Genomic DNA, 13,959 nt, shown 5'->3' on the forward strand with positions numbered 1-13,959 from the left:
TTTACACCAACAGAGGTAATTGACGATGGGTATATTTTCACGTTTTACAGATATCATAAACTCTAACATTAATTCGCTATTAGACAAGGCTGAAGACCCTGAGAAGATGGTTCGTCTTATTATACAGGAAATGGAAGATACACTGGTTGAAGTTCGTTCAGCATCTGCAAAAACCATTGCCAACAAGAAAGACGTTAGCAACCGAGTCGCGCGATTAAACAACGAAGTTTCTGAGTGGCAGGATAAAGCAGAACTGGCGTTGAGTAAGGACCGCGAAGACTTAGCAAGAGCAGCATTACACGAGAAGCAAAAAACCGCTGAGTCGGCTAAGTCATTGCAGCATGAGCTAAGTTTAATTGAGAGTGAGTTAGCGAAATTGCAAAGCGAAACTGGCCAGTTGCAAGAGAAGTTAGCTGATGCGAAAACGCGTCAAAAGACCATTCTTATGCGCCAGAAGACAGTCAGTTCTAGACTTGAAGTTAAGAGACGTCTTGATAGCAACACCGTTGATAACGCAATGGGCAAGTTTGAACAATTTGAGCGTAAAATTGACGACCTAGAATCACAAGTAGAAGCTTATGATATTGGTAAAAAAACGTTGAAAGATGAATTTGCTGAGTTAGAAGCGGGTGGTAAAATTGACAGTGAACTGGAAGCGTTAAAGAAAAAAATGCAAGCTAAAAGTGAAAAACCAGCAGCAAAAGTGAAAAAATCTTAATTCTGGTATAACCTTACTAACAAAATACAGCGCATTTTATTTACAGAGAATTTTACTAACAGAGAAACTGTCTTTATCAGACGAAAAGCTGCGGTGCATGGAGCGCCGCATCATTCTCTCCTTCTAATCCGTCACTAGGAGAACTATCGTGGGCGAATTATCAGTTATTTTTGCAGGCGTTCCTTTAATTTTATTCACTTTGTTTGTTGCTCCTATCTGGCTAATTCTGCATTACCGCAGCAAAAAACAAGTAAAACAAGGATTGTCTGAAGAAGAATTTGCGACATTACAAACGCTCGCAGAAAAAGCAGAACTAATGACCGATCGAATTCAAACCTTAGAAAGCATTCTTGATGAAGAAGCGCCGAAATGGAGAGAGAGAGCATGAAAACACGAACCCCACTTTATCGTGACACGAAAAATGGCAAAATAGCAGGTGTTTGTGCTGGCATTGCCGATTACTTTAAGTTGGAAATTTGGTTGGTGAGAATTTTAACAGTGACCGCATTTTTTTTACTCGCTGGTCCGTTTATGTTTGTTGCCTATATAGCAGCTTGGTTTATTTTAGATAAAAAACCAGATGGCTATTCTCGAATGACAGGCGATGATACGCATTCGAGTGAAGTTAATCACGGAGTTGCTCACAAAGTGTGGCGTAAAACTGGGCATGCAGAGCACAAAATTGAAGTTAAATCTCGTGTTTGGCAAGCAGGTGAACCGCCAAGAGAAGCATTTTTTGATATTCAGGAACGGTTTAGAGTGGCTGAGTTGAAGTTACGTAAATTAGAAGGTTATGTCACTTCTAAAGAGTTTGAATTGAATCGAGAGATTAGCAGACTGTAAGTCTTTAAATTACACAATATAGTGTTGAAGTACCTCCCTTTTTAATGCCACATTCGATGTGGCAATTTTTTTTATAGGGATAAAGTGCAAGTTGTGTAAAATAAAAATCACAAAATTATATTTTCGAGCTGTAGTGACAAAAACTGAGAACATCATTATTAGTCAAAAGTTAGTTACCATCATATGGCCGAAATTAAGTGAATGATTCAATGTTAGGTTAAGTGCACGCCGAAGAAAACACTGTACGTTTGTCGCCAATTTTACTCATACATACGGTAAATTAGGTTTAGCTGCAAATAAAGCCGATAGAGGGTCTTTAGCTCGGTTATATTAGTTTACAATAAAATTTGGTTTGGTAAAAACCGTCGATGGATTACGCATTTATGGTGGCGGCATACTATCTTCATCTGGCGAAACTCACTATGCTCTGGATAGTGAAATCCAATTTAGAGACGACCTTAGACCGATTGATGCTTTAAGTACGCCATATCGGGTCGATATTATGCAGCCGCTTTATTACGTGCTCGAAGATTTTGATAATTTAATTGATATGGCCGAAATGGATATCATGGCATTGGTAGAAGAAGCTAAAAACTTGGGTTTATTTGCGCTTAAATTTACACCAAAAAACAAACTGGTCAGTTAATTTGAAATTAAAAAAGCGCTGAGTCTGTCTATTTTAATATGCAATAGAATCTGTCAGCGCTTGCACGATATATTGATCTAGGTTCACAGATAAACGTATATTCTACCAACGATATGAATTTAATCACCCACGGGTGAATTTTCGGATATAGACTACCCTCATGCGATTGGAAATAAACTGTCAAAACAGACTTGGAATTACGCAAGACGTCCTAGATATTCTTACCGAATATGATATTGACTTGCGCGGCATAGAAATTGACGAGACAGGTAAAATTTTCCTCGATTTCCTCACCATTGAATTTGAAAATTTTCAACATCTAATGCCTAAAATCCGCCGGATTAAAGGCATTATTGATGTTAAGACGACGCCTTTTATGCCCATTCAGCGTGAACGGAACCAATTACGAGCACTACTGCAAACATTACCTGACCCTTGTTTTTCGACTGATACTTCCGGTAAAATTATATTATTCAATGACGCTGTGGCGAGAGGCCTTGAACTCACGCGTGAGCAAATACTGCAATTGAACATCGATGAAGTGCTATCTGGGTTCAATATTACAAAATGGCTGGAAGGCAAAGAAATTTATGCCCAAACTCATCGAGTTAAGTTTATACAGCAAGACTATATTGCTGACATTTTGCCGGTCGATGTACCCGACAACGATAAAACAGTGCTTGCAGGAGCCGTTGTCATTTTAAAGTCGGAATCCCGATTAGGCAAACAGCTCAACATGTTTAACAAAACAACATCAAACTGTTTTGACACTTTTCAAGCGGTAAGTCCGATAATGAAAAAGGTGATACGTGATGCAAAGCGCATGGCTGAACTGGATGGCCACATGGTTATTTATGGTGAGTCAGGCACGGGTAAACAAAGTATAGCGAGGGCTTGCCATGACAGCAGTCCTCGTGCTGAGAACGAATTTCATATATTGAATTGTGCTTCTTTGCCTGATGACGTTGCAGAAACCGAATTATTTGGCATTGAACAGGGGCAGTTTTCTGGTGCCGAGACTAAAACAGGGTTGATTGAATTAACTTCTGGCGGCACTCTAGTGCTAGATGAAATTTCCGAAATGTCCCAACAGCTGCAATCTAAACTGCTGAGAGTTATTGAAGAAGGACATTATTGCAGAGCTGGTCAGAAGGAACCTGTAAAAGTTGATCTTCGAATTATCTGCACGACTTGCAAAGATTTGTCTGAAGCAGCCGAAATTGGTTCGTTTAGAGAAGAGTTATACTATCGATTAAATGTGCTTGCATTGGTACTTCCCCCCCTTCGCGAAAGAAAGACTGATGTTATTCCATTGTCAGAAAGCATTGTTCGACAACACAGCAACAAGCTCGGTATTCGTTCTCCTAAGCTGAGTAAATCCTGCGTTGACTACCTGCAAGCTTATCCTTGGCCAGGTAATGTAAGACAATTAAAAAACGCCCTATACAGAGCGATAGCGTTAATGGATGGCAATGAAATTACCAAAGAAGCTATTCAATTGCCAAGTTGCAGTACCACCGTAAACTATATCGATGAGAATTTTGAAGGCACTTTGGAACAAGAAGTTAAGAAGTTTGAGAAGGATTTACTCAAACGGCTCTATCCGTCTTATCCGAGTACTCGCCAATTAGCTCGTAAGCTTGGATTAAGCCACACAGCAATTGCCAACAAGCTTCGTGAATATGGTATTAGCAAAGCAACTGTAAAGTATTAGTTACGATATACTCCTTTAGCCCCATGTTTTGGGGCTTTTTTTTGTCTTTCTTTTAAGTGGCGGGTACACAAATGCGGGGTGTTTCATTCTCTATTCAGAGTTATAATAAGATTAATCAAGAACAATTTGAAAGCGGTGTTGGATAAACGGGTAAAGCAAATCTTACTGTCTTTTCAAGCTGTTCAGTGAACGATGAAATAAATTAAAGGTTGAATGAATGAAATTGGCGACTTATAAAAATAATACACGAGATGGCAAACTGATGCTCGTGAGCCGCGACTTAACAAAAACAATTGAAGTTGCTGATATTGCGGTAACTATGCAGCAAGCATTGGATAATTGGCATGCCATTCAATCTGTACTCCAAGCGCGTTATGAAGCCTTAAATGCGGATGATTTGGATACTGAAAATTTTGATCAGTCGCTTTGTGAGAGTCCATTACCTCGTGCTTTTCAGTGGGCCGATGGCAGTGCGTATGTTAACCACGTAGAGCTTGTTAGAAAAGCACGTGGTGCAGAAATCCCAGCTTCATTTTGGACTGATCCATTAATGTACCAAGGCGGCTCAGATGATTTCATTGGTCCTCGAGACGATGTATTATTGCCCTCAGACGAGTGGGGAATAGATTTCGAAGGCGAAGTGGCGGTTATTACTGATGATGTACCAATGGGAGTGTCAGCTGAAAATGCAGGTCAGCATATAAAATTGCTGATGCTGGTTAATGATGTTTCGTTACGTGGTTTAATCCCTGGTGAGCTAGCCAAAGGGTTCGGATTTTTTCAGTCAAAACCAGCGTCCGTCTTTTCCCCTGTTGCGGTCACTCCTGATGAGCTTGATAAAGCATGGTCTGGCAACAAAGTACATCTGCCATTAGTGTCGCATTACAATCGTGCGTTGTTCGGAAAACCACAAGCTGGTGAAGATATGACTTTCGATTTTGCCGAATTAGTCGCTCATGCTGCAAAGTCTCGTAACTTAGGTGCGGGTGCAATTATTGGCTCAGGAACAGTCTCAAACAAACAAGGTACTGAGCACGGATCTTCAATAGCACAAGGTGGTGTTGGTTATTCTTGTATTGCCGAAGTTAGAATGATCGAAACTATTCGCGATGGCAAACCGTCAACGCCATTTATGTCATTCGAAGACTCTATTCGAATTGAGATGTTTAATAGCACAGGACTCAGTATTTTTGGCGCAATTGACCAAGTCATTAAGAAATCTGCTGCACACTAGCAGCCGGAGAGGAGTAATAATGAGTCTGAAATTATATGGTTATTGGCGTTCATCTGCATCTTATCGTTTAAGGATAGCGATGCATTTAAAACAGCTTGATTTTGACTATGTGCCGGTGCATTTGGTGAAGGATGGAGGTCAACATCGAAGTCATGCATACAGCAGCATGAATCCCTCAATGTTGGTACCTACTTTTGTTGATGATGACGAAGACATTGTGCTTAATCAATCGTTGGCAATAATAGAATATTTAGATGATAAATACCCTAATACGCCAGCGTTACTGCCTACTCATGCGTTAGATAAAGCCAGGGTAAGGGCTTTCGCGCAAGATATCGCTTGTGATCTTCAACCGGTTACAAATTTGCGGATTTTACAAAGCCTTAAGTCTGACTTTGAGGCCAGCAGCGAACAGACTGAAGCTTGGTGCGTGAAATGGATTGAACAGGCATTTAGCGCTTTAGAGAAAAGGCTAGTGACGCGTTCAGGCAAGTATTGTTTCGGTTACGACGTAACACTAGCCGATGTCTGCCTTATCCCGCAAGTATACAATGCGTTAAGATTTAAGGTAAACCTGCAGCACTTTCCATTGATTCAAAAAATTTTTGACAATTGCAATGAATTAGAGGCGTTTCAAACAGCCAAGCCTGAAGCACAGTCAGACTCAGCCTAAGGTAGCAGCGACAGAGTTTATATATTTTTAATGGGTAGCTCTGTCGTATTTTTAACTTGTTTTAAGGCAAATGTAGAGCTCAAGTGATCAACCAAAGGAAGGTGCGTGAGTTTATTTTTGAGCAGTTGCTCGTATTCCTCAATGCTTTCCACAATAACCTTCAATAAATAGTCTTTTTCGCCACTAGTAGTATGACATTCAACTATCTCGACAATTTCTTGAACGGCTTTTTCAAAATCGACCAGTGAATCACCATCATGGTTTTTTAGCGTAACATAAATGAAAACTGAGACACCAAGATTAAGTTTCTTACTGTCTAACAGTGTTACTTTTTGACGAATAACTCCGTCAGCTTCCATGCGTTTAACTCTGCGCCAGCAAGGGGTATGGGATAAACCAACATATTGGCTTAGTTCTGCCATTGATACCGTTGCGTCTCTTTGCATTACTCTTAGAATTTCTCGATCAAACTTATCTAACTTCATTTTTATTCCATGGTGAGAGATGTATCACTTATATCAAAACCATTATAGGATAGATATCCTATAAATAGAAAATAATAAATACATTTAGTGAACAACTATTTTTTATACAAGCGTAAATCGCAAGATACGTCCTCTAAATATTCGGCTACAATCTGTCGTGAGTTATTAGCATCAAAAAATGTACTATTAGCAACATCATGATTGAAAACCAGCAAAACAATCAATAACAATAACAAAAAATAACAATTTCAACAATTAAGGTACATATGTCAGTTTTCGATCACCGAGAGTTTGCAGAGCATGAACAAGTATCCTTTTACCATGACAAAGCAACAGGATTAAAAGCAATTATTGCTGTACACAATACAAATCTAGGCCCGGGGTTAGGTGGTTGTAGAATGTGGAATTATGCTAACTCTGAAGAAGCGTTGACCGATGTGCTGAGGTTATCCAGAGGGATGACTTACAAAGCAGCAATGGCAGGGTTAGAGCAAGGTGGCGGTAAAGCCGTTATTTTTGGCGATCCTCGTAAAGATAAAACGTCTGACATGATGCGTGAAATGGGTCACTTCGTTGATACCTTAAAGGGTAACTACATTACAGCCGAGGATTCCGGCATTGCGGTGTCTGATATTATATTAATGTCTGAAAATACAAAACATGTCAGCGGTACCTTTTCCAAGTACAGCTTTGATGGCAATGTTGCGGATGGTAATCCAGCCCCAGCAACGGCTTATGGGGTTTTTGTTGGTATAAAAGCAGCAGTCAAACACGTCTATCAATCCGATTTACAAGGCAAGAAAGTGGCGATTAAAGGCGTTGGACACGTTGGTATTAGGTTAGCTGAGCACCTCTATAACGCAGGCGCAAAGCTTTATGTGGCTGACATATTTCCCGGCGGTGTTAACCAAGCAGTGGCTGAATTTGGCGCTATCCAAGTTAACGTCGATCAAATTGATTTTCTTGATGTTGATGTATTTGCTCCATGTGCCTTAGGCAATGCGATTAACCATCAGAATATCGATCATCTCAAAGCCCGAATTATCGCTGGTGCAGCCAACAACCAATTAGCGTGCGACGAGATAGGGGTTAAATTAGCCAGTAACGGTATTTTGTATGCACCGGATTACGTCATTAATGCAGGCGGTATTATCGATATTTATCATCAGCGTTCAGACAGCAATGTAGATAAATTACGTGAGCATTTAAATCAGATTGGTGAAACTTTGCAAACGATTTTTGTGGAAGCAGACGAGAGCGGTTTAGCGACGGCTAAAGTAGCTGACTCGCTAGCTGAATTAAAATTTAAATAAATTAGTTTGAAGCGGTTGCAAGTAATCATAGAAATCGGCATACTCCACGCCGTCTTGAACCTAAGACGATTTCAATGGTGAGCTCTGGTTCTCTCGCAATGATATTTTGGAAACTCGGTCAGGCCCGGAAGGGAGCAGCCGTACCGAAGGACTCATGTGCCGAGATGTGGCTGGGGCTTGCCACCCAACTCCCTTCTTTAATGTTTCTATTATGCGTCATTCGGCATCGTCATTCTTCGGGTGCGTTTCTAAATACTTAACTACGTTATTTATCGCATGCGATACGTTCATTTCCATTTGTCTGCGCTCTGACATCGGCAAATAAAATGCCATGTCCACTTCAAATCGAATATATCGGGGCGGTAATTGATTCAACACCAGACAGGTAAGATCGGCTAAAAAGTCTACTGTTTTGCTTTGATTAAAACCAAGCGTTTGGATTTTGTCTAAGACCAAATGTTCATAATAGTTGTGAATGTCATCATCTAGTTTCATATCTTATACCGTCATTAATTTATCATTACAATTTATAGTCTAAGATATATCGGCTAAAAATACGAAACCAGAATGCTTTATAGCTATTTATTATTTTAAATCTAAATAAAGTATTTCTGCATTTTGTAAAAATTAGAATGCATTAATAATTACCGTCACAAAGATAATGATGAGGTAATTTGTTTAATTTATGCAGGAACCTCTATCAAATCTAAAGGTCGAAATGGCTGTATGGGTTAATAATACAAAATGCTATGCCAAGTGGATGCGGGTTTATGCGTCGCTTTAATTATTTAATCAGCACGAAAAACGTGTCCGAGTCCTCTTAGTACTAATGATGTAAATGAGAGTGCTTTGCACAAAGAACATGATGAATAAGCTCATTAATATCAACTGTTGCTGATTATTTAAGCGCTAGTAAAGCATCAGAAGGAACGGCGTTGTAAAACTAGTATTTTGTATTTACACCCTATTTTTAATGGATAGTATTTTCGGAACTGCAGATTGTCGTAAAAATCAAGTAAAAAAGTGCTAATTGCTTAATTTAATTCTATGCATTTATTACCACTATTTTTTTATTAATTTTTTCATTAATAAGGGGCATAAATTGCGCAGTGACTTAAAAGTTAGCCTATCCGTTTTCTTGACATTTACATAACATCCTGTGACTATCTAGCGCGAGTGCATCGTTCCTATGAATGCACGACTATGATAATTATAATTACGACGTCTTTTATTGTTAAGGGCGTGAACATCAAAACTATGGTTGGGAATATGTCCAAAATGAGCAAGAGAACTCAAATAGCATCATGCGTTCTGGGTGCGTTAGCACTGGGGAATGCTTCGATTGTCTCTGCAGATCAGCTTCAGGATTTACAAAATGAAGAAGCTAAGATCCATAAAGCAGCAGCGCAATCTCAAGAAAAAATTAATAACCTTTTCGAACAATCACAGGAATTGCTAGCTGAATATAGAAACGTCATTGATTCAACGGAAAGCTTAAAGGTTTATAATGATTACTTGGCCAATTTAGTGGCAGACCAACAACGTGGTATTGATTCACTGCAGCGCCAGATTGATTCAATTGATGAGACCAAGCAAAACATCGTTCCATTGATGTTTAACATGATAAGCAGTCTTGAAGAGTTCATTAAACTCGATGTTCCAATCAATATCGAAGAGCGAACAGCTCGCGTTCAAAGACTTCGTGATGTTATGTCAAACTCAAGCGTGACTGTCGCTGAACGTTTTCGTGTTGTGCTTGAAGCATATCAGACAGAAAATGAATATGGTTCAAAAATTGAAACTTACCCTGGTACTATCGAAGATGGTGGTCAGGATGTGTCGGTAGATTTCTTTAACTTAGGTCGTACGGCTTTGCTCGCGCTGTCTAAAGATCAAAAACATGCTTGGGCATGGGACAACGATGCACGTAATTATCAAAAATTAGGTGATGAGTATCTTAACTCTATCATTCAAGCAGTGCGCATGGCGCAAGGCTTGGTGCCTGAAGATCTTATCAAATTACCTATTAAAGCTGCGGAGTAAGTATAATGAAAACAATAATTAAAACACTTGTTGCTGCAGCGACAATGGTTTGTGTAGCGTCATTTGCACAAGCACAGTCGTCAACAACACTGCAAGACTTGCTGCAAAAAGTAAAACAGGAAGGCACGGTTCAATCACGTGTTAATGAGCAACGTGAAGCTGAGTTCCGCAAGGACCGCTCAGATAAACAAGGCCTATTACGCAAAGCACAATCTGAGTTGCGTGCTGAAGAAGCTCGCGGTGATCGTTTGGCTAATTCGTTTTCTGCCAATGAACAGACTTTAGTCGACAAAGAAGTTGAGTTAGACATAGCCACGGGTGACCTTGGCGAAATGTTTGGTGTTGTTCGTCAAGCTTCTGCTGATGCATATGGTCGAATTTCTACCTCAATCGTTAGCGCTCAGTATCCCGGTCGCGACGTGTTTTTAGGTGAAATGTCAAAAGACTCGAAAGGTTTGCCAAACATCAGCGAATTAAGAGAGTTGTGGTTTTCCCTGCAAACAGAAATGACGGCGTCTGGTCAGGTTGAAAAATTTGAAACAGAAGTCCTTAATCTGGATGGCGGTAAAGGAATGCAGACTGTATTGCGCATCGGTACGTTTAACTTAATCGGAAGTCAAGGTTATTTGGTATACGATGATTCTAATGGCACTGTGCAACCATTAGGTCGCCAACCGGATGGTTATCAAGTTGCAACGACTCAAGATATATTCAATGCGGCAGCATCGGATGGTTTCGTTCCGGTATTTGTTGACCCATCAAGAGGCGCGATCCTGAATTTGTTTAAGCAAAAAGCAACCATGATTGAGCGATATCATGCTGGTGGACCCGTAGGTTATACAATTACGGTCATGCTAGCGATAGGTTTGTTAATCGGTTTATATAAGTTCCTAACGCTTTCTACTATCGGCGCAAAAATGAGCAAACAGCTGAAGAACATCGATAGTCCGAATACGAAAAACCCATTGGGTCGTATTTTAAGTGTGTATCAAGCAAACAAAGCAGCTGATGTTGAAAGTTTAGAACTGAAATTAGATGAAGCTATTTTGCGTGAGTTACCCAGTATAGATAGAGGCATCAACATCATCAAGATATTCGCAGCAATAGCCCCTTTACTTGGTCTATTAGGTACGGTACTTGGTATGATTGAAACATTCCAACAAATTACATTGTTTGGTACAGGCGACCCACGGATCATGGCTGGTTCAATTTCAATGGCACTTGTAACAACAGCTCAAGGTATAATTGCAGCGTTACCACTTATTTTGGTTCATAGTTTTGTAGCTGCAAAGGCGAAGTCAATTGTTCATGTATTAGATGAGCAAACAGCTGGCTTTATTGCAACTAGCGCAGAGTCGGAGAAAGCTTAATATGTTGTACCTGATTGGATTATGGGAATCTGTCAGGGACTTTATCGCTACCGGCGGTGACGTGTTGTATTTCGTCGCTGCTGCGCTCTTCCTTATGTGGGTTTTAATGGTTGAGCGTTATTGGTATTTTAGTTCAGTATTTCCTGGGGTTAAGAAACAAATTATAGCCGACTGGAATGCTAGAAAAGATACTACTTCATGGTATGCGCATAGAATTCGTGACACGTGGATTTCACAGGCGTCAGACGCTTTGAATGCAAGGTTGATTATTATTCGTACATTAGTGGCTATGTGTCCATTAATTGGATTATTAGGCACTGTAACCGGCATGATCGGTGTATTCGAGAGTATGGCAACGCAAGGTACTGGTAACCCAAGAATAATGGCTGCTGGTATCTCGATGGCAACAATTCCGACGATGGCTGGAATGGTTGCAGCTCTTTCTGGACTGTTTTTCAGTTCACGCCTTGAAGCGAAAGCTAAAATGGCAAGAGAGAAATTAGTCGATAGCCTGCCACATCATTAAGAGAGATTATAATGGGTCGTAAAGTAAGAGTTGAGGAAGAAGACGCTCAGATTGACATGACGCCAATGCTGGACGTTGTCTTCATAATGCTAATATTCTTCATTGTAACGACTGTTTTTATTAAGCAAGCGGGTATAGATGTTAATAAACCTGATGGCGAAACTGCAGTGTTAATGAAGAAGGCAAATATATTTATTGCGATTACCGCAGATGGCAATGTGTGGATGGATAGACGAGAGATTTCAGTAGAAGCTGTCTCGGCTAACCTTGAAAAGCTGTTGTCAGAGCAACCTTCAGAAGTTGTCTTTATTCAGGCCGACACCAAAGCCAAACATGGCGTTGTGGTGAAAGTTATGGATCAAGTGAAGGAAGCAGGTATAGACCGCGTTGCAATTGCGGTGAGGGGTTAACATGGTTAGAATTATAGTTTCCATTTTACTTGGAGCATCAATTGCGTTTGGTTTGTTTGTTGTTATGGCAAAATTAATCCAAAATGATGGAAAGGCGATGGGCGCGCTGCCTCCTCCACCGGTTATTGATATTGTCATGCAAAAGCCTGATGATGAGTTACAGACTCGTGTCAGAAAGCCACCGCCACCGCCACCGCCACCTCAAGAGCCACCAAAGATTGAGTTGGTTGAACCTGACCAAGCTGATCCAAATGCATCTGGCTTTAGTTTGTCAATACCTTCTGTCGATACAGGTGGTATAACGACTTCAGTAGGCGGTATTGGTGCAATGCGTGATGGCGATGCATCGCCAATAGTGCGTATTCCACCAGACTATCCACCTCAGGCATCTCGCGATGGCAAGGAAGGCTGGGTACGGTTGTCATTCACTATTAACGAAATGGGTGGTGTGGAAGATGTTGAAGTACTTGATGCCGATCCAAAACGAATCTTTGACCGCAATGCCAAGCGTGCACTTCGCAAGTGGAAGTATCGTCCGAAGATTGTTGATGGTATTGCTCAAAAACAATTCGGGCTCGAAGTTCAATTAGACTTTAAGTTAGGAGAATAAGCCATGAAATTTAAATCTCTTAAAGCTTCATTGTTGATCGGTTCGGCGCTAGTGATGGGGTCGTATTCGTCCTTATCAATGGCACAAGCCAACTTAGCAATTCAATGCCCTGGTTACAAGCCAGCAAAAACGCAATTGTTAGGTCAGAAAGTAGGTAAGAAGCTAAACAAAGCTTTCGAAGCCTATAATCAAGACTTGGTCAAAGAAGCGATTGATTTGCTATATGAAATCGAAGCCGATGACCCATTTGACAGAGCATCTGTTGATAGGTTTTTGGGCCAATTACTAGTCTCCGAACCGGGCAAACGTTTAGAGGCGGGTGATTATCTGGAACGCGCAGTAAAAACCAAAATACTAAACGATAACGACCACGCTCCTATTATCAAGTTAGTTGGCGATTTAAAGTACGAAGCCGGCAAATATGAAGAAGCGATAATGTGGTTCGAGAAGTGGATGGCGTTTACGTGCAGAGATGACGGGATGACATTCCTTAAAATTGCCAATGCTTATAAAGAGATGAAGCAATTAGACAAGGTTATCGCTCCGGCAGACAAGGCAATTCAGTTTCTGGATCCGGCAAAAGAGACCCCATATGCAATAAAAATGAGTGTTTACTACGATCAGAAGAAATATAAGGAAGCCATCGATGTTATCGAAACGGCGATCCAAGTTTTTCCTGACTCTGAAGCATGGTACAAGAACGCAGGTTTGTTTTATCAGATTACTGAGAATTACAAAATGGCGCTTACTATGTTTAAACTCGCTTATATGCAGGGTCACTTAACAACTGCGACGCAGCATAAACAGCTTGCTCAGTTGTATAGCGTAAATGGCATACCATACAGTGCTACTATGCTGATGGAAAAGCACATGAAATCAGGTCTAATACCCAAAGATAAAGTGACTTTATCTGCGGTAGCTAATTCTGCTTTTCAAGCTCGCGATTTCAAGAAAGCGGCATCGTATTTTGGTCAAGCTGCAAAAGTTGCATCAGACCCAGAACTTTATCGTAGACAAGGTTCAATGCTGTTAAGCGCTGGTGATTACAAAGGCGCAGTTAAAGCGTTGCAGCTGTCACTGGTCGATAACGAAGAAAGCGAAGGTAAAGTGCATTTTGCGCTTATCGAAGCTTACTTCTATTTAGGTGATTACAAAGCAGCTTTAGCTTCCGCTCAAGAAGCTAAGAAAGACACAAGCCTTCGCAAGAACGCGTTAGCTTGGGAACCCTATATAAAGACCAAAGCCTCAAATAGAGGCATTCGAATCTAACTAGGCTAACAACATAAAAAGCTCCTTAACGGAGCTTTTTTTTGTCTAAAATCAAGTGATTTTTAAGATTCATTAAGGGCTACTTTATATTGTAAGTAATATGAA

Annotated in this window: 15 protein-coding genes, 1 other RNA gene and 1 pseudogene; 15 read left to right on the plus strand and 2 right to left on the minus strand. The window is 40.5% G+C overall.

What is annotated here, in order from left to right:
* The first annotated feature begins 25 nt into the window (after positions 1-25).
* The 7 genes and pseudogenes from pspA (at position 26) to maiA (ending at position 5,828) form a co-directional block, all read left to right on the plus strand.
* On the plus strand, positions 26-718 hold the full coding sequence (gene pspA / locus CXF81_RS16625; RefSeq protein ID WP_101182456.1) for a phage shock protein PspA: 693 nt from the start codon (positions 26-28) through the stop codon (positions 716-718).
* Between the two features lie 148 nt (positions 719-866).
* Complete coding sequence (pspB, locus tag CXF81_RS16630) at positions 867-1,106, plus strand: envelope stress response membrane protein PspB (protein ID WP_101182457.1); 240 nt, start codon at positions 867-869, stop codon at positions 1,104-1,106.
* Complete coding sequence (pspC, locus tag CXF81_RS16635) at positions 1,103-1,561, plus strand: envelope stress response membrane protein PspC (RefSeq protein WP_101182458.1); 459 nt, start codon at positions 1,103-1,105, stop codon at positions 1,559-1,561. Before pspB ends, pspC begins: the two co-directional genes overlap by 4 nt.
* A gap of 238 nt (positions 1,562-1,799) precedes the next feature.
* Positions 1,800-2,207 (plus strand): annotated as a pseudogene (gene phhA, locus CXF81_RS16640) (phenylalanine 4-monooxygenase); the annotation flags it as partial.
* A gap of 160 nt (positions 2,208-2,367) precedes the next feature.
* The gene (tyrR, locus tag CXF81_RS16645; protein WP_101182459.1) at positions 2,368-3,921 is read left to right on the plus strand and encodes a transcriptional regulator TyrR; all 1,554 of its coding nucleotides are present in this window, start codon (positions 2,368-2,370) and stop codon (positions 3,919-3,921) included.
* A 217-nt stretch (positions 3,922-4,138) separates the two neighbouring features.
* Entirely contained in the window at positions 4,139-5,155 is a 1,017-nt protein-coding gene (locus CXF81_RS16650; RefSeq protein WP_101182460.1) for a fumarylacetoacetate hydrolase family protein, read from the plus strand.
* Between the two features lie 19 nt (positions 5,156-5,174).
* Entirely contained in the window at positions 5,175-5,828 is a 654-nt protein-coding gene (gene maiA / locus CXF81_RS16655) for a maleylacetoacetate isomerase (RefSeq protein ID WP_101182461.1), read from the plus strand.
* A 17-nt stretch (positions 5,829-5,845) separates the two neighbouring features.
* On the opposite strand, the gene CXF81_RS16660 is transcribed toward maiA, so the two are convergent.
* On the minus strand, positions 5,846-6,313 hold the full coding sequence (locus CXF81_RS16660; protein WP_014109282.1) for an Lrp/AsnC family transcriptional regulator: 468 nt from the start codon (positions 6,311-6,313) through the stop codon (positions 5,846-5,848).
* A 266-nt stretch (positions 6,314-6,579) separates the two neighbouring features.
* Here CXF81_RS16660 and CXF81_RS16665 point away from each other — a divergent pair, with 266 nt between their 5' ends.
* Positions 6,580-7,626 (plus strand): Glu/Leu/Phe/Val dehydrogenase, encoded by a 1,047-nt coding sequence (locus tag CXF81_RS16665; RefSeq protein WP_101182462.1) that lies wholly within the window; start codon positions 6,580-6,582, stop codon positions 7,624-7,626.
* An 82-nt stretch (positions 7,627-7,708) separates the two neighbouring features.
* Positions 7,709-7,805: signal recognition particle sRNA small type (gene ffs / locus CXF81_RS16670), an RNA gene on the plus strand.
* Between the two features lie 37 nt (positions 7,806-7,842).
* Here ffs and CXF81_RS16675 read toward each other — a convergent pair.
* Positions 7,843-8,121, minus strand: coding sequence for a late competence development ComFB family protein (locus CXF81_RS16675; RefSeq protein WP_101182463.1), 279 nt, complete (start codon positions 8,119-8,121; stop codon positions 7,843-7,845).
* Between the two features lie 783 nt (positions 8,122-8,904).
* Between CXF81_RS16675 and CXF81_RS16680 the strand changes: the two genes are divergently transcribed.
* Genes CXF81_RS16680 through CXF81_RS16705 form a run of 6 tightly spaced genes read left to right on the plus strand, consistent with a single transcriptional unit; the run spans position 8,905 to position 13,854 of the window.
* On the plus strand, positions 8,905-9,669 hold the full coding sequence (locus CXF81_RS16680) for a DUF3450 domain-containing protein (RefSeq protein ID WP_101183096.1): 765 nt from the start codon (positions 8,905-8,907) through the stop codon (positions 9,667-9,669).
* A gap of 5 nt (positions 9,670-9,674) precedes the next feature.
* Positions 9,675-11,039 (plus strand): MotA/TolQ/ExbB proton channel family protein, encoded by a 1,365-nt coding sequence (locus CXF81_RS16685; protein WP_101182464.1) that lies wholly within the window; start codon positions 9,675-9,677, stop codon positions 11,037-11,039.
* A gap of 1 nt (position 11,040) precedes the next feature.
* Positions 11,041-11,565 (plus strand): MotA/TolQ/ExbB proton channel family protein, encoded by a 525-nt coding sequence (locus CXF81_RS16690; RefSeq protein ID WP_101182465.1) that lies wholly within the window; start codon positions 11,041-11,043, stop codon positions 11,563-11,565.
* An 11-nt stretch (positions 11,566-11,576) separates the two neighbouring features.
* On the plus strand, positions 11,577-11,975 hold the full coding sequence (locus CXF81_RS16695) for a biopolymer transporter ExbD (protein WP_006010793.1): 399 nt from the start codon (positions 11,577-11,579) through the stop codon (positions 11,973-11,975).
* Position 11,976: 1 nt separating this feature from the next.
* A complete protein-coding gene (locus tag CXF81_RS16700; protein ID WP_101182466.1) occupies positions 11,977-12,585 on the plus strand; it encodes an energy transducer TonB in 609 nt (202 codons plus the stop codon).
* 3 nt (positions 12,586-12,588) lie between these two features.
* Positions 12,589-13,854 carry a tetratricopeptide repeat protein gene (locus CXF81_RS16705; RefSeq protein WP_101182467.1) on the plus strand — a complete coding sequence of 422 codons (1,266 nt, stop codon included), beginning with the start codon at positions 12,589-12,591 and terminating at the stop codon, positions 13,852-13,854.
* The last annotated feature ends 105 nt before the right edge of the window (positions 13,855-13,959 follow it).

This window comes from Glaciecola sp. 33A (assembly GCF_002836745.1).
In the GTDB taxonomy this organism is placed as follows: domain Bacteria; phylum Pseudomonadota; class Gammaproteobacteria; order Enterobacterales; family Alteromonadaceae; genus Glaciecola.

Coding starts and splice junctions, on each gene's coding strand:
- pspA (WP_101182456.1), top strand. CDS start 26: ATGGGTATATTTTCACGTTTTACAGATATCATAAACTCTAACATTAAT.
- pspC (WP_101182458.1), top strand. CDS start 1,103: ATGAAAACACGAACCCCACTTTATCGTGACACGAAAAATGGCAAAATA.
- tyrR (WP_101182459.1), top strand. CDS start 2,368: ATGCGATTGGAAATAAACTGTCAAAACAGACTTGGAATTACGCAAGAC.
- CXF81_RS16650 (WP_101182460.1), top strand. CDS start 4,139: ATGAAATTGGCGACTTATAAAAATAATACACGAGATGGCAAACTGATG.
- maiA (WP_101182461.1), top strand. CDS start 5,175: ATGAGTCTGAAATTATATGGTTATTGGCGTTCATCTGCATCTTATCGT.
- CXF81_RS16660 (WP_014109282.1), bottom strand. CDS start 6,313: ATGAAGTTAGATAAGTTTGATCGAGAAATTCTAAGAGTAATGCAAAGA.
- CXF81_RS16665 (WP_101182462.1), top strand. CDS start 6,580: ATGTCAGTTTTCGATCACCGAGAGTTTGCAGAGCATGAACAAGTATCC.
- CXF81_RS16675 (WP_101182463.1), bottom strand. CDS start 8,121: ATGAAACTAGATGATGACATTCACAACTATTATGAACATTTGGTCTTA.
- CXF81_RS16680 (WP_101183096.1), top strand. CDS start 8,905: ATGAGCAAGAGAACTCAAATAGCATCATGCGTTCTGGGTGCGTTAGCA.
- CXF81_RS16685 (WP_101182464.1), top strand. CDS start 9,675: ATGAAAACAATAATTAAAACACTTGTTGCTGCAGCGACAATGGTTTGT.
- CXF81_RS16690 (WP_101182465.1), top strand. CDS start 11,041: ATGTTGTACCTGATTGGATTATGGGAATCTGTCAGGGACTTTATCGCT.
- CXF81_RS16695 (WP_006010793.1), top strand. CDS start 11,577: ATGGGTCGTAAAGTAAGAGTTGAGGAAGAAGACGCTCAGATTGACATG.
- CXF81_RS16700 (WP_101182466.1), top strand. CDS start 11,977: ATGGTTAGAATTATAGTTTCCATTTTACTTGGAGCATCAATTGCGTTT.
- CXF81_RS16705 (WP_101182467.1), top strand. CDS start 12,589: ATGAAATTTAAATCTCTTAAAGCTTCATTGTTGATCGGTTCGGCGCTA.